Origin of the sequence: Aquimarina gracilis (assembly GCF_035285365.1) — a bacterium.
Classification (GTDB): Bacteria; Bacteroidota; Bacteroidia; order Flavobacteriales; family Flavobacteriaceae; genus Aquimarina; species Aquimarina gracilis.
Genome location: NZ_JAYKLX010000008.1, coordinates 20,170 through 36,328, shown reverse-complemented (window position 1 = coordinate 36,328; position 16,159 = coordinate 20,170). Strand labels below are relative to the sequence as shown.

Here is a 16,159-nt window from a genome sequence, read left to right as displayed (position 1 = left end):
TCATAATGAAAAAAATACTGTTGTTATTCCTTTTCTTTACTTGCACATTGCAGGCACAAATCAATAAAGAATACAAAGAAACACCGCTACAACAAGTACTTACAGAATTATCAGAATCTTATGATCTCATTTTTTCATTTAGCGATAAAACCGTAAAAGATAAAATAATTAGCCTTGTTATTAATAACACTCCCCTAGACGAAGTGCTAACAACATTACAAACACTCACTAATCTCAATTTCAAAAAAATATCAGATAGACAAGTTATTGTTAGCGCCCCAAATACCAAGGTAGAAGTATGTGGGTATCTTTTTGACGAAACAACCAACGAACCACTTTCATTTGCCTCTATACTTATCGAAAGTTCCAAAACAGGAACTGTAGCCAATGATGATGGATTTTTCCAATTAGGAGATATTGATCAAGATACTCCGATACGTATTCAACATGTAGGATATAGAGATAAGCTTATGAAAGCTGGTGATTTTAAAGTTAGTAAATGCCCAAGAATTCCTCTTTTTATGCAAAGTACTTCCTTAGAAGAAGTCCTTATTGTAGAATATATCACAACGGGTATTGATAAAAATATTGACGGTTCTTTTGAGTTTTCTAGTGAAGATTTAGGAATACTTCCGGGACAAAGTGAGCCCGACATATTACAAAGCATACAACTTATCCCTGGTATTAATAGTCCAGACGAGACGGCCACAGGAATACTAATTAGAGGGGGATCACCCGATCAAAACCTCATTCTTTGGGATGATATAAAAATGTACAACGCAGGGCATTTTTTTGGAATGCTTTCTGCCTTTAATCCCAACGTGGTTAATAAAACAAAAGTTTTTAAAGGAGGGGCCGATCCTAAATATGGAGATCGTGTTTCTGGTGTTATTGATATTACTAGTGATATTGATGTTCCAAAAACGTTTAATGGTGGTGCCGGGATTAATGGTACACATGCAGACCTTTTTATTAAAGCTCCTTTAGGAAAGCATGTTGGTCTTATTATTTCGGGAAGAAGGTCCTATACCGATTTTATAGAATCTCCTACCTATAAGGCACTTTCAGAAAAGGTGTTTCAAAACACAAAAATTGCCGAAGGAGCTAATCCAATACCATCTGAGGAGGACGAAGAACAAGAGGATGGTGAAAATGAACAAGATATAGGTGATAATAACTTCTTCTTTTATGATACAAGTCTGAAATTAATTGTTGACGCCTCTAAAAATGACAAAATCATGGTCAGCAGTATATATACCAATAATGACCTTGCCTTTGAAATAAGTGATGAGGAGGATTTTATAAATGACGATCTAGAAATACGAAATGAGGGCGCAAGTCTTTCCTGGATCGGTTCCAAAGGAAAAAGATTTCACCATAGTCTTAAAGCATATTATTCCTCTTATGATTCTGATTACTTGTTTACAGCTCAAGAAGATCAAATTATTGAAGAACAATCTATCCGAAGAAATACTGTAGAAGATATAGGAGCAGATATTCGGATCGGCTATGATTTTAATTCAAAAAACACTTTGATTCTGGGGTATCAAATTTCTAACAATGATGTTTTTTATGCCATTACAAGAGAAAGTGATTTTGAAACACCTATTAACGAATCCGATCTGGTAAAAAATGTGGCAAACGCTGTGTATGCCAACTATAAGTTTTTACCCGGGAAAAAGAGTTTTATTAATCTGGGCTTGAGAGGCTCTCACTACTCCACTTTAGATGATTTTTATATAGAACCAAGACTAAATATAGAATACCCCATTACTCAAACTTTACGAGTAAAAGGAACCGGAGAACTGAGATACCAACCTATAAGTCAGCTTGTAGAATTTGAAGACACCCAATTACGATTAGAAAATAATATTTGGATACATGCCAATGATGAAATCCCGGTTTTGGAGAGTACTCAATTTTCTGGAGGGCTATTGTTCTCTAAAAATGACTGGAATTTTGAAATCGATGGATACTATAAAAATATTGATGGTTTGACTTCGGTTACCAATGGGTTTACTACTCTAGATACCGATTTGTCTACAGGAGAAAGCCGTATTGTGGGCGTTGATGTGCTGTTAAGAAAGAAAATCAAGAATTTTAGAACCTGGATAGGGTACACCTTTAATGATATCGAATACACCTTCCCAGAGATTCAGGAAAATTCTTTTCCGGGAAATAATGACATTACCCATAATTTTAGAATTTCAAATACACTAGAGGCGAATAACTGGGAATTTTCATTGGGCTGGGTTTGGCGATCAGGAGCTCCATTTACAGATGCTACTTTGGTTAATGAAGAAATCGAATTTGGAGGTATTAATGCAGAGCGTTTACCAGAATATCACAGGTTGGATATCTCTGCCATTCATCGATTTAATTTTAGTTCCTCGAGTAGCTGGAAAGGACAATTGGGTATATCAATACGAAATGTGTACAATAGAAAAGTTCCTATTTCTATAAGTTATAGAGCCGATGAAGAACCTGTTACCGGAAATGTTGAATTAGAAGAGCTGCAGCAACGCTCTCTTGGAATCACGCCAAACCTAGTTTTTAGAATGTCTTTTTAGGTTTTAAGTTTTATTCAAAATTTTGGTAACCATATCTCTATGCAAAAACCGCATTAGAACTAATTCGGTTTCAGAATTTGTAATTCCAACTATGTAATAAAAACCAATACCCATTTTATATGCTTCCCGATTGCCTTTTATTTTCTTAAAATGAGAAACATTGGCAATGGTTTTGGCATTTTTAATGATTTCTAAAACATCTTTTACTTTTTCATGAAGCGAAACATCATTAACCGCTCTAAAATCTGAAGCAAACTGCGAAGAGATTTTTAAAATCATACCAATTATTGCTTAAATAATTCTTCTTCATCAACCAAAGATACAGTCGTTGCCTGTTGCATTAAGAGTAATAAGCCCAGGTCTTCTTTCTGCTCTAGTGACAATGTGTTCATTTGTTCTTTTTGTTTTTGCTCTATATACCAGGTAACGGCATCTTCCATGATCTTTTTTACACTAGAACTCTCTAAAGCTGCTAATAACTTAAGTTTTGGGATCAAGTTGTCATCAATATCAATAATCTTTCTCATGATATATATTGTATATATTATATGTTAAATATATATAATTTCATGATATCAATCAATATAAAATTTCAGCAATTGAAAAGTAATTACTTATAAAAAGCCTTTATACACCCCCGAAACTAATGGTGTTTAAAATGTATTTTCTACGAAAGTTGATTTTGATGCGCTATATTTGAAATCAATTAATACCGTATTAATGAATTATATTGATATCATTCTAGGCATTCTTTTATTATGGGGGATGATAAAAGGGCTTAGTAAAGGTTTATTTGCCTCTTTAGCTTCTTTGGTAGCACTTGTGGTTGGAATTTATATTGCCGTTCATTTTTCGCACATTGCAGGGCGATTTGTACAACGATATGTAGATTGGCCCGATGGCGCAATGAAACTGACAGCTTTTGCCCTCACATTTATTGTGGTTGTTATCCTAGTTTCTTTTGCCGGAAAATTACTTACCAAAATTGCGGATTATGCAGCATTGGGTATTCTGAACAAAATTCTTGGAGGAGCTTTCGGAATATTAAAAATGGCTTTTATCGCCAGTGTGATCATCATATTTATAGATGCGCTAAATCGAAATATCACTATTATTAAGCAAGAAACTCTAGATTCGTCATTACTATACCATCCAGTAAGTCGAATAGCTCCCGCTGTGCTTCCAAATGTGTTGAAAAATAATTCTTCGAACGGGGCTGCCAATAAAAATTAACAATCAATACACGTCTTCAACTACATTCTTTAAGTAAGAAATACAAGAGTTAAAATCGGCAAAAACTTGTTTTTCGGGAACAAGGTCTGGTATAATATCAATGTTTTTAAGTAGATATTGTGGTTGTTTTTGAATACCCACAATGTGCGTTTTCATACCCTTTTGATCTAGATCAAAAATTATATCTTCTAATGTATATAAACCCGATTGATCAATATAAGGCACCCTATCCATTCTTATAATTACATGCGACGCGGTTTCAGGTATTTGATTCGCCAATTCTTGCAATTCATTATTGGAACCAAAAAAAACCGGACCATTAAGGTGTTTTATAAATATTTTTTCTTTAAGCCCTTCAGGAAAAGCCAATTCATCCTTCCACGGCTTCTCTTTTGCTACACCTTCAAATCCTTGCAAAGATTCTATTTTGGACTCTCTGGTGGTTACATCCCCCATCTTTTTCATAAACATCAAAGACGCCATAATCATTCCAATCCCAACGGCGTATACCAAATCCCAAAATACAGAAAGCATCATTACCGTTAACATAATAACAACCTCAATTTTAGGCATACTTGGTATTGCTTTTAGCCCTTTATAATCCATAACCCCTATTCCTACGGTTATCAAGATACCTGCCAATACTGCCGTTGGTATTTGAGAAGCTACAGGGCCTAATGCCAACAAAATAACTAATAACAATACCCCAGCTATCATACCTGATAATTTTGTCTTGCCTCCTGCATTAATATTCACTACGGTACGTATTGTTGCTCCTGCTCCGGGAATTCCTCCAAAAATCGCTGCAATACTATTACCAATACCCTGACCAATAAGCTCTTTGGTAGGGTTGTGTCTTGTTTTAGTCATATTATCGGCTACAACCGATGTTAATAGCGAATCTATTGCTCCTAAAAATGCTAGAGATAATGCTGTAAAAAAATAGGGCATAATAGCACCCAGTTTAAAATCTGTGATTATAGAAAGATTTGGGATAGGAAAACCACCAGGAATTTTTTCTATAGGTCTATATGCCAATCCAAAACCATATGCAACTCCCGATACAACCAGCAAGGCGACAAGGGTACTTGGTACAGCTCTTGTAATTTTTTTAAAACCATAAATAATTAGAATGGTTACCAAGCATAAAATTAGTTCTAGGTAATTAATGTTTTTAACGGCCCTAGGCAAGCTTTTTAATGCTCCTAAAACCCCTGAGGCATTGCTTTTGGCCAAGGCCTCTGCCTCCAGATAAATTTCGGTTTCCGAAGTATTTTCTGCTTTCTTGATGGTTTGTTTAAAATCTTCTAAAACCAAAATGCCTTCTCCTGCCTCATTCCTTAAAATCTTATCTAGAATAACCTCTTCGGCTTGGGGTTTAAATTCTTCGACAAATGCTTTATCTTCTTTAGGGTAATATCCCAGAGCTGGTAGGATTTGAGTAATTAAAATCATAATTCCTATTGCCGTCATAAAACCAGATACTACAGGATACGGTATGTATCGTATATACTTTCCTATTCCAATAACACCTAACCCTATTTGCAGTAATCCTGCTAGAAGAAATACAGTAAGTATTGCTGGTAATGCTTTGGCCACATCTCCATTATTAGCACCAATCAACCCGGCAATGACTAACATACTTACTGCTGTCATTGGCGCAGTAGGGCCAGAAATTTGAGTATTTGTACCACCAAATAGTGCCGCAAAAAAACTTATGAATATAGCTCCGTATAAGCCTGCACTTGGTCCCAATCCCGAAGAAACTCCAAATGCCAATGCTAGTGGCAATGCTACAATTCCAGCTGTTAATCCGCCAAAGGCATCCCCTTTTAGATTCTTAAAAAACCCGTTCATTTCTAAATTTTAAGATGATTTTAATAAAAGTAATCTAAAATAAACCAAAAAACACCGAAGAAAAAAACTTCGGTGTTCTATTTATCGCAATTTTTATTTTCTTAGTCGAAGAAAGTGACCTTACCATCGTTGATGTCGTACATACCGCCCAGGATCAATATTTCTCCATTGTCTTCCATGTCACGGAGCACTTCACTGTCTTTTCTGATATTGTCGATGGTCATATTTACATTTTTTACGGCCACTTCATTTACAAAATCAATATTTTTTGAATTTCGCAAGGAAGTATCTGCAGGCTCAGTTACCGCTTCGACAGCGGGCTTGATCTTACTTATAAGAGCAGTAAGATTTCCTAATTTTGCATCATCACAGGCTCCTTTTACAGCACCACAAGCGGTATGTCCTAGTACTAATACTAACTTGGTTCCTGCCAATTTACATGCAAACTCCATACTTCCTAAAATATCTTCGTTTACAAAATTTCCAGCAACTCTGGCACTAAAAATATCACCAATTCCCTGGTCAAATATTAATTCTGAAGAGACTCTGGAGTCGATACAACTTAAAATCGTTGCAAACGGAAATTGCCCACTTTTTGTATCACTTACTTGCTCTAAAAGATCTCTTCCTGCTTTCTTATTATTTACAAATCTTTCGTTTCCTTCTTTGAGAAGTTCAACTGCTTTTTGCGGTGTAATTGCCGCTTGTGTTTCTTTAGTTAATGCCTTCATATGTGTATATTGTTTTATGCCGATTTTGGCCTAAGTTTAAAAAATTGAATATAGCTATCTGGATTTTCAACTTCTCCTCTTTCAGAGATAAGTTTGATATCGATACTTTTGTTTTTTGCTCTTTCAGAAAAATCTTCTAAAATTTCTATAATATCATTATCCAAATACCTTGTTTTACGAACATCCAAAGTAAGGTACGTATCTTCTGGCAATTGATCAAGTTCTTTTAATATAGCTCCTTTATTAAAGAAGGTCACCTCTTCTGCCAAGGTCATTTTCACCCTGTGTTTTCCATCACTCACATCTTCAATATGCAGGAAATGTGAGTTCTGGTAACTTTTTATTAAGATCACTACAATTCCTACTAGTAATCCTAACCCAATACCAACTAAAAGATCCGTAAAGATGATACCCAAAACGGTTACTGTAAATGGCAAGAATTGTTTCCAACCCATATTATACATTTTTTTAAATAATGCAGGTTTTGCCAATTTATACCCTACAAGCAGTAGAACCGAAGCTAATACAGAAAGTGGAATCATATTTAACAAACGTGGAATCAAAATTACAGATATCAACAAAAAGAATCCATGAATTATTGCCGACATTTTCGTCTTTCCTCCCGATTGAATATTTGCCGAACTTCTTACAATTACCTGCGTGATAGGTAACCCTCCAATTAAACCAGAAATCATATTTCCGGTTCCTTGAGCCAATAATTCCCTATTGGTAGGCGTAACCCGTTTTTCAGGGTCCAGCTTATCTGTAGCCTCCACACATAACAACGTTTCCAAACTTGCTACCAAAGCGATAGTAAAAGCTGTAACCCAAATATCCATTCTTAATATTACAGCAAAATTAGGGAAACTAAACTGCCCTAAGAATGAAGAAAAGTCACCCGGAATTGGTACACTTACCAAATGATCATTTGATATTGCAAGGTTCTCACTATCTTTTGTAAACACATAAAAAATAATCCCTACAGCAACGGCCACAAGAGGGCCTTGAATTAATTGAAAAATCTTGGCTTTTTGGGATAGTACTTTTTCCCATAAAATTAATATTGCCAGACCAATTACTGCAATAAGAGTAGCGCCCGGACTAATGAACTTTATAGTATTTGCAATTGCTGAAAAAGTGTTTTCTCCGTCCTTGGAGAATGAGAAATCACCTTCTAGAGGAGCATCGTAACCAAAAAAGTGTGGTATCTGCTTCAAAATAATGATAATACCAATACCGGTAAGCATTCCTTTAATCACTGAAGATGGAAAATAATATCCTATAATTCCAGCCTTTAAAATTCCGAAAAGTAATTGGATTGCACCTCCCAATACTACGGCCACAAGGAAGTTTTCATAACCTCCTAGCGCGCCAATAGCACTAAGTACAATGGCAGCCAGACCTGCAGCTGGTCCACTAACACCAATTTGAGAACCACTTAGCGCTCCCACAATAATTCCTCCTATAATTCCGGCTATTAGACCCGAAAAAAGAGGAGCTCCACTCGCTAGCGCAATACCCAAACATAACGGCAACGCTACAAAAAATACCACAATACTTGCTGGCAGATCATTTTTTAAATGCTTAAACACGTTCATAATTATATAATTTGTTGTTCTCGCCTTGCATAAGAATCAAGAACAATTTTGATAAAATAGATGTATAATAAATCGAAATGACGTTTTCTTATCATACTTAATAGAATAAACATTTCGAACGAATAAATTAAAGGTGAACTACAAAAGTTCTGGAGGAGGTGTATTATGCTCTAAATACACTGAAGAATTATATGAATAGAGGTCTGGATAAAAGCTAGTTATATTGTTAGCCAAAGAAGATGCTCTATCATCATAATTTTGAGAAATTTTATCTTTTTCTTTGAAATCTTCTTTCTCTGAACCTTCTTTTTCTTTTTGTTCAGAGCTTTCTATTTCATCAATGGCCATAGACGCTATATCGTCACAGGTATAAAAATCAATCAAATTAAGACCATAGTTGGACATATTGAGTATAAAACCAAATATGATTAAAATTTTTGCTATTTGAAGCTTAGTGGCCACGTATCAAGAAAATTTAGAGAGCTAAAATAACAGTATTACTTTCAAAATCTGTTAAATGAATTGTAAATTTATTTAAACTATTGTTATGTTGTTAGAATATTTTCGGAACTTTCCTTATGTATCAAAAATAATAAAACCAATTACTTCTCCAATACAAATCATAAAAGTCTTTATTTAACTTTATTTTTTGAAAAAAACATCATCAAATAGAATCATAATTATAGATGCCCTACGGGGATTTGCTTTGGGAGGAGTCGCTTTGGTTCATATGACCGAACAGTATATTGCCTCGGCTCCTACAGAGGGGCTTATGGAGGTTACCAATAATACATTTGATACTGTTTTAAGTGGAGCCATTGGTTTCTTTATTATTGGTAAATTCTTTGCCTTGTTTTCAATTCTATTTGGTCTTAGTTTTTTTATTCAAATGGATTCGGCATCAAAAAAAGGGCAAAATTTTGCGGGTCGTTTTTTATGGCGAGTTTTTTTACTTTTTATCATCGGATACATTCATCAAATCTTTTATAAGGGGGATATTTTAACTATTTATGCCTTGCTCGCTCCATTTCTCATTCCATTCTACAAAGTGAAAAACAATTGGATCTTGTTGGTTGCAGGGGTCTTTCTGGTTAGCATCCCCAGATTTATTTCATATGCATTGTTAGGAACTGATAGCGCCTTTGGTTTTCCCTCGTTTATGGATTTTAACAATGAAATCAATGTAACTTATATCGAAACTCTTAAAAAAGGGAGTATTCTAGATGTCTTTTCTATTAATGCCACACAAGGTATGTTACAAAAAATGGACTTTCAAATCGGTTTCTTTGCAAGGTTCTACCTTACTTTTGGGTATTTCCTGATAGGATTATGGTTGGGCAAAATAGGATTATTTCAAAAGGCCAAAGAGAATGTGCCCAAAGTAAAAAAATGGCTAATTCGTTCTATTGTTTTCTTTATCATTGCACTTGTTATAACCGGAGGGTTGTTTGCGTTATCACCTCAACCGGTTGATTTTCAGAATTGGCTTCACGTTTTGGGAATCAATGCCTACGATTGGTCCAATATTGGCCTTACCGCAATTATCTTGTGTAGTTTTATTTTAATTTTCGTTAAAAAGCGAGGAGAAAAAGTTTTATCATTTTTTGCTCCTTACGGGCGAATGGCACTTACCAATTATGTTTTACAATCTATAATTGGAACTTCGATTCTGTTTGGATGGGGATTAGGCTATTTGGGTAAACTGCAAACTTCCTATTTGTTTTTAATGGCTATAGCTCTTATTTCGATACAAAGTTTATTAAGTAAAGTTTGGCTGACTCATTTTAGATATGGGCCATTAGAATGGTTATGGCGCAGTGCTACTTTGGGTAAAGTACAGCCTTTTAAGAAATAAAATTACAACTCTTTTAGATCTGTTGCCGGAATCCAACCAATTTTGCCGTCAGAAAGTTTAATTCTTTTCCAGTTATTTACCGTTTCGGTGACTTGAACTTTGGTTCCTTCATGAAGTTGAAAAACTTCTTCACTACGCAGATTTGGTTCACTTTTTATGGTAGTTTCCTGAGCAAAGATTATTGCAAATTGATTGTTTTTTAATGTATTGTATTGTTTGTAAGCAAAAAACACTCCAAACAAACCAAAAAGTAAAACCAACCAGGATCCAACAAAAAACAACCTCTTTTTTAGTGAGCTTTGCACTACATAATACAGTATAAACAGAACAACAAACAAAACAACACATAAAACGGCAAACCAAGCCCACCCATCAAAAGTTGTGATGCTCGTAAAGCTATTTAGTGTTTTCGAAATAAAGCCCTCGGGAATCACATCTATGGCATCGATAGTTGCATTTTGCGCAAAAACAAGATTATTCTTAATATCATCGTCATTGGGTGCCAGCTCTAACGCTTTTTCAAAATAATAGACACTAGGACCTATCTTACTAAGTTTATAGTGTGCATTTCCTAGATTGTAATACAAAGAAGCAGACTCTTTTCCACTGTCTAGAATTGACGTATACGCATCTATGGCTTCCTGATACTTTTCCTGATTGTATAGTGAATTTCCTCTTTGAAAAGCTTCTTCTCCTTGAGAAAAACAGGCAGTTACTATTAAAAAAGTCAGTATTTCAACTATTCTCTTCACACGTTTACAATTATAATTGTTTATCTATTGTTGCAATTACTCTGGATGCTTTGTCATAATCTTGTTGCATCGCGGTTGTAGAAGATGGCGTATATCGGGCAAATTCACAACTTTCTAATAAAGCGATAAATTCTATTGCCGTTGCATCTTCAACCTCACGCTCCTTAAGTAATCGTTGAATACGATCTTTACTCATATCACTAGTTTGGATATGCAATTTTGCCTTTAAATAATTATGCAAAGCACGTTCCATGGCTATATAAAACTGCTTCTGGTTTCCTAAATTTTTCTTGGCTTCAGATAGATATTTTCTAGCTAGTTTATCAGCTTTACGCACTCTGTTTCCTCTTATATCACTTAAACGCTCTTCCCTCTTCTTTCCGAAGAATAAAAACAAGGGTATGGCTAATAACGGGGCGGTAAGTGATACCCAAAATGTAGTTGACTTAAAAAAGTACTCTTTTGCTATAGGTTTTAGATTTGCGTTGAGCTTTAAAAATCTAAACTGATTGCCTGTTTGTGTAACTACTCTTTTTCCGGTATTTGTAGATTCAGTAGTAGTAATTGCATCGCCTCCATCTGGACCGGTTCGCACATTGATTATTATTTCATCAGATGTGATTCTTTTATACGCTTCGGTTTTAAGGTCAAAATAAGTAAACGAAATTGAAGGTAATGGGTATTTACCTTTGTATTGCGGAACGAGTGTATAACTATCGGATATATTTCCCGCCATACCTGTTAGATTTGTACGTACTCTCTCATCGTGTTCTGGCTCGTACTGTTCTAAACCGCTTGGTACATTAAGTTTTGGTAAATCAAATAGTTTTAAGTTTCCATTTCCAGATACGGTTACTTTTGCATCCAAAGATTCGGTTGCATCCAAAGTTGTTTTGTTGGTTGTAACTTTAAAATCAAATGATCCAACCGCCCCTGAAAAGTCGACAGGTTTACCTTGCTCTGGTAAAGATTTTACATTTATCGTTCTATTGCCTGCTGCAACTGTTTTATTAACGGTAGTATACAACCTACCTCCAAAAATATCTCGTCTTTTGGTAGGCACATCTACCGATACGGTAAGTGTAAGCGGTTCTATATTAAGTTTTCCCGTTTTTTGAGGATATAGTACTGTTTTACGCAGAACTACATATCGATACGGCTCTCCATTATAGGTGCCATTTTCGATTTTAAGTTGTTTCATATCGATCGCCTGGCTCCAAAAATCGCTATACTTTGGACTATCCAGCTCTCTCCAGTTACTTACACTAATCCTTGGGCTTACATATAATTTGTAAACTACAGTAATAGCCTCATTAAGATAGGGATCAGATTTTGAAACTTCGGCAACCAGATGCAAATTTTCACTCGCCACAAAGTCGGTATTATTTCCATCCTTTGGTTTATCTACTGCCCCGGTAACTTCAACCGTTACCGGCAATGTTTTATATACCTGGCCATCAATTTCGATAGTAGCCTGCTTTATAGTAAATTTTCCTCTTTTTGTTGGTTCTAGAAAATAACTAAACGTTTTGGAATACGACCTTTTCCCGTTGATCCATGAATTACTTATAGATTGATTAGGACCACCAACCACGGTAAATCCAAAAAAAGTAGGAGGTGTAAAATTGTCTCCATCTTTATTCATTTCAAAGTCAACACGTAATCTTTCATTTACACCCAGCTTTTTCTTACTCACTTTGGCTTCAAATTTTACTTGAGCCATAGTAAGCTGACCTATTGCCAGAACTACTGTTAGAAAAATTAGTTTTAGTTTCATTTTTATTTCTTTTAAACCTCAGGGGTCTGCCGGACCCCTGAGGTTTGATATTTTACCAATCTTTTTCGGTTTTTACTTTGGACCCCTGCGCTTTTTTGGCATTGATCTTATCCTGCACTTTCTTTTCTTCATTATTCATCGCCTCGAGCAAGCTTTTTACCTGCTGAGGAGATAACTGACCTTGTGGTCTTTGAGGCTGTTTCTGTTGGGGTTCGCCATCTTCACCCTGTTCACCTTGATCTTTTTGATCATCCTTAGGCTTGCCTTCTTCATCCTTTTCATTTTCTCCTTCTTCCTTTTCATCTTCGCCTTGATCTCCCTGATCTTGTTGATCTTTATTTTCCCCATCATCACCTTTCTTTTCCTCTTTATCGTCACCCTCTTTTTGATCCTGATTATCCTGGTTCTGATCCTGATCTTGGTTTTGATCCTTGTTGTCTTGGTCCTGGTCGTTTTGCTGTTGCTGTTGTTCTAGCATTTTCTTTGCCAGCGCCAAATTATATCTGGTTTCGTCGTCTTTTGGATTGTTTCTTAACGCATTTTTATAGGCATCGACCGCTTCTTTATACTTCTTTTGTTCCATATAGGTGTTCCCCTGATTATGAAACGCTTTGTGCTTTTCGGTTTTGGTTGCCGATGCTACTTTGGTAGCTTCAGTGTAACGTTGGGTTGCTTCGTCATATTTTTCTGAATTGTAATATGCGTTTGCCAAATTATACTTTGCTGTTGGGTCTACAGGGTTTTTTGCAATAGCCTTACGATATTCACCTTCGGCTTTCGGGAAATTCCCTTCATCAACGAGCACCTGATTTCCTGAAGCGACATATTGTTTGGCTTCATTGGCAGCTTCCTGAAGTTGCTCTTCTTGGGCAAAAAGCATCCCAAATTGCAGACCAAATATAATTACTAAATAATGTTTCATTTTACTGTTCATTAAACAGATTTAATTTTTTAACCCATGATGTTTTTCTTTCGAGCAAGAAGATGTCCAAAAATAGCAACAATAACCCTGCTCCCAAAAACCACTGAAACTGATCTTTGAAGTCTGCAAATTGCTTGGCTTCAAACTCCTTTTTATCCATATTCTGAAGAATAGTAGTTACTTCTTCTACTACACTTGCTGTACTTCTACCATCAATGTACGTGCCATTTGCTTCGTTGGCAATTTCCTGCAAAGTTGTCGTGTTTAATTTTGTGATAACCGTACTTCCTTGATTGTCTTTCTTGTAACTCTGCACAATACCATTACGTTTAATAGGTATTGGTGCGCCTTTTTCTGAACCTACCCCTATGGTAAATATTTTTATCCCTTCTTTTGAGGCTTCTTCGGCTATGGCCTTTACATTTCCTTCATGATCTTCCCCATCACTTACTATAAACAACACTCTATTGGTTTGTTCTTCGTCATTATAATAGGTTTTTGCCAATTCTATGGCTTCATAAATAGCAGTTCCTTGTGAAGAAAGCATTTCGGTATTCATAGCCTGCAAGAACATTTTCCCAGAAGCATAATCTGTAGTAATTGGTAATTGCGGAAAAGCACTACCCGCATAGGCTATAATCCCGATACGGTCACTTGCAAGATTATTAATAATCTGAGTTATTAATTGCTTTGATTTTTCTAATCTATTGGGTGCAATATCTTCGGCCAACATACTTTTTGAGACATCGATGGCGAATACCACATCTACACCTTCACGTTTTACGGTTTCAAGTTTTGTGCCTACTTTGGGGTTCACCAAAGCCATTACAAAACAAGCCAAAGCCAAACTAATTACTATGATTTTTAGGATTGATTTAAAAACAGATTGATTTGGGCTTAATTTTTTAAGCAAAAAGGCATCTGCAAATTTCTTTTGGGTTGTTTTTTTCCATATTAGAACACCCAAAAACAGTACGATAAGCACTGGAATTCCCAATAACAGCCAGAAATATATTTTTTCTTCTAATAAGTACATTAATCAGTCTATAGTTTTTAGTGGTTAGTTCATAGTTTGATCTATGCAACCTCTATAATTTTCAATATCCGTAATCATAAAATTCAACATTCCATTTTTACATGAACTCTGAAAATTAATTATACATGCGACAATTTATGGATTCCAACCTGCGCCGGAATGACAAAATTGACTTAATTTTTTATGGTTAATGCAAATGCATTAATTTTTTCTTTTACTTCGTCGGGAAGCACTCCTTGTTTTATCCATGAATGCATATCACCAAGATAATTCATGCCCAAGTAATCTGCGCTTCTTGAAAAAGGTAAATTAAACTCTTTGGGGCGATCATCATCATTACTGCAACTTATCATTGCCATATTTTTTCCTCGTAACATGCGCCCATAGTCCTTTTCATGGTTTAAAAAATCTGAAATTCTATCTAAGAACGTCTTCATGATACCACTCATTGTATACCAGTATACAGGTGTGGCAAAAACAAGGGTTTCATAGTTTTGAACAATCCCTTTAAAGAGATAATTAAAATCATCATCTTTATTTTTGAACTCATAATCATAGTGACCGATCTCTTTTTGGCTTAGATCTACAATCTCGAAACCAGTGATATCCTTTAAATACGATACCGCCTTAAATGTATCTCCGTTGCCTCTTGAGCTTCCTAAGATGATGATTCCTTTTTTCACACGTTTAAATTTTATTAATTACTTGATAATAAATTAATTATAAAATCAAGAACGTGTGTAACCACTTCGTTCTCTCATTAAGAAATTTGACCATTTCCTTTGGAAAAGTAATGGTTAAATTTCTAATGTTCGTTTCAACTAAATAAAACTTCTAAATACCGTATATCTTAACAAAAATTCCATAAAAATTAGTAATCCGGCCAAAAGGACCAATGATCTGAATTTTTCTTCATAATTATAGAATTTAAACTCTTCGATATCTGTTTTTTCTAATTTATCGATTTCTTGATAAATCTGTTCTAATTTTTTGTTATTTGTCGCTCTAAAATATTTCCCTCCGGTAGCTTTTGCTATTTCCTTAAGCAAATCTTCATCAATTTCTACTTGCACTCTGCCGTATTGAAACGTTCCATTGGGTAACATGGCTACAGGCGCCAGTGCCATTCCGTTGGTACCTAGTCCAATGGTGTAGGTTTTGATACCATACTCAACTGCCAATTCTGAAGCTATTTTTGGATCAATAAACCCTGCATTATTAGAACCATCGGTAAGTAAAATGATTACTTTACTCTTTGCTTTACTGTCTTTAAGTCTATTTACCGATGTTGCCAATCCCATTCCGATTGCTGTTCCATTTTCCAACACATTATCATACCTTACTTCTTTCATGCTACCCAACACAATGGATTTATCACTTGTGATCGGGGTTTTGGTAAAACTCTCTCCTGCGTATACCACAAGGCCAATACGGTCACTGGGTCTTCCTTTTATAAACTCTGCCGCCACATCTTTTAATGCCTCAAGGCGATTAGGACGTAAATCTTTTGCGAGCATACTAGCCGAAACATCGATCGCCATCATAATATCTATCCCTTTGGTCGTTTTGGTCTTGGTAGAAATATCTACTGTTCTTGGCCTAGCCAAAGCTGTAATGATTAATGACATTGCAGCAAGCCTAAGTAAAAATAGAATGGGTTTAAACTTGGTCAACAAACTTCCTGAAACTTTAAACCCTTTAAGACTTGATATTTTTAATTCTGCCTGTTGCTTGTTTCGTTTCCAGATAAACCAAGCGATTGCTAATGGAAGTAATAAAAACAACCAGAAAAACTGTGGGTTCTCAAATGTAAAATTTTCAAACATGG

The 16,159-nt window shown here is 35.4% G+C and carries 15 protein-coding genes; 3 read left to right on the top strand and 12 right to left on the bottom strand.

Translation table 11 applies throughout. The features are described from left to right. The first annotated feature begins 5 nt into the window (after positions 1-5). Positions 6-2,570 carry a TonB-dependent receptor gene (locus U6A24_RS16855; RefSeq protein ID WP_324181171.1) on the top strand — a complete coding sequence of 855 codons (2,565 nt, stop codon included), beginning with the start codon at positions 6-8 and terminating at the stop codon, positions 2,568-2,570. 3 nt (positions 2,571-2,573) lie between these two features. Here U6A24_RS16855 and U6A24_RS16850 read toward each other — a convergent pair whose 3' ends face one another. Then, entirely contained in the window at positions 2,574-2,849 is a 276-nt protein-coding gene (locus tag U6A24_RS16850) for a hypothetical protein (RefSeq protein ID WP_324181170.1), read from the bottom strand. Positions 2,850-2,854: 5 nt separating this feature from the next. Further along, a complete protein-coding gene (locus U6A24_RS16845) occupies positions 2,855-3,097 on the bottom strand; it encodes a hypothetical protein (RefSeq protein WP_324181169.1) in 243 nt (80 codons plus the stop codon). A gap of 193 nt (positions 3,098-3,290) precedes the next feature. On the opposite strand from U6A24_RS16845, the gene U6A24_RS16840 reads away from it, so the two are divergent. Next, entirely contained in the window at positions 3,291-3,803 is a 513-nt protein-coding gene (locus U6A24_RS16840; RefSeq protein ID WP_324181168.1) for a CvpA family protein, read from the top strand. A gap of 3 nt (positions 3,804-3,806) precedes the next feature. Here the strand turns inward: U6A24_RS16840 and U6A24_RS16835 are convergent, their stop codons facing one another. The 4 genes from U6A24_RS16835 to U6A24_RS16820 form a co-directional block, all read right to left on the bottom strand. After that, entirely contained in the window at positions 3,807-5,660 is a 1,854-nt protein-coding gene (locus U6A24_RS16835; RefSeq protein ID WP_324181167.1) for a SulP family inorganic anion transporter, read from the bottom strand. Between the two features lie 101 nt (positions 5,661-5,761). Continuing rightward, positions 5,762-6,391, bottom strand: coding sequence for a carbonic anhydrase family protein (locus tag U6A24_RS16830; RefSeq protein ID WP_324181166.1), 630 nt, complete (start codon positions 6,389-6,391; stop codon positions 5,762-5,764). 14 nt (positions 6,392-6,405) lie between these two features. After that, positions 6,406-7,983: a SulP family inorganic anion transporter gene (locus U6A24_RS16825; RefSeq protein ID WP_324181409.1), complete on the bottom strand. Its 1,578-nt coding sequence runs from the start codon at positions 7,981-7,983 to the stop codon at positions 6,406-6,408. A 144-nt stretch (positions 7,984-8,127) separates the two neighbouring features. After that, a complete protein-coding gene (locus U6A24_RS16820) occupies positions 8,128-8,451 on the bottom strand; it encodes a hypothetical protein (protein ID WP_324181165.1) in 324 nt (107 codons plus the stop codon). Positions 8,452-8,638: 187 nt separating this feature from the next. Between U6A24_RS16820 and U6A24_RS16815 the strand changes: the two genes are divergently transcribed. Further along, positions 8,639-9,844 carry a DUF418 domain-containing protein gene (locus U6A24_RS16815; RefSeq protein ID WP_324181164.1) on the top strand — a complete coding sequence of 402 codons (1,206 nt, stop codon included), beginning with the start codon at positions 8,639-8,641 and terminating at the stop codon, positions 9,842-9,844. Between the two features lie 2 nt (positions 9,845-9,846). On the opposite strand, the gene U6A24_RS16810 is transcribed toward U6A24_RS16815, so the two are convergent. The 6 genes from U6A24_RS16810 to U6A24_RS16785 all read right to left on the bottom strand — a co-directional run bounded on the left by U6A24_RS16810 (position 9,847) and on the right by U6A24_RS16785 (position 16,157). Next, a complete protein-coding gene (locus U6A24_RS16810; protein WP_324181163.1) occupies positions 9,847-10,596 on the bottom strand; it encodes a tetratricopeptide repeat protein in 750 nt (249 codons plus the stop codon). A gap of 10 nt (positions 10,597-10,606) precedes the next feature. Next, positions 10,607-12,373: a BatD family protein gene (locus U6A24_RS16805; RefSeq protein WP_324181162.1), complete on the bottom strand. Its 1,767-nt coding sequence runs from the start codon at positions 12,371-12,373 to the stop codon at positions 10,607-10,609. A 52-nt stretch (positions 12,374-12,425) separates the two neighbouring features. Beyond that, positions 12,426-13,295, bottom strand: a complete 870-nt coding sequence (locus tag U6A24_RS16800; protein WP_324181161.1) for a tetratricopeptide repeat protein — start codon at positions 13,293-13,295, stop codon at positions 12,426-12,428. Between the two features lies 1 nt (position 13,296). Beyond that, the gene (locus U6A24_RS16795; RefSeq protein ID WP_324181160.1) at positions 13,297-14,331 is read right to left on the bottom strand and encodes a vWA domain-containing protein; all 1,035 of its coding nucleotides are present in this window, start codon (positions 14,329-14,331) and stop codon (positions 13,297-13,299) included. 173 nt (positions 14,332-14,504) lie between these two features. Beyond that, on the bottom strand, positions 14,505-15,014 hold the full coding sequence (locus tag U6A24_RS16790; protein WP_324181159.1) for a flavodoxin family protein: 510 nt from the start codon (positions 15,012-15,014) through the stop codon (positions 14,505-14,507). Between the two features lie 138 nt (positions 15,015-15,152). Beyond that, positions 15,153-16,157 carry a vWA domain-containing protein gene (locus tag U6A24_RS16785; protein ID WP_324181158.1) on the bottom strand — a complete coding sequence of 335 codons (1,005 nt, stop codon included), beginning with the start codon at positions 16,155-16,157 and terminating at the stop codon, positions 15,153-15,155. Between the last annotated feature and the right edge of the window lie 2 nt (positions 16,158-16,159).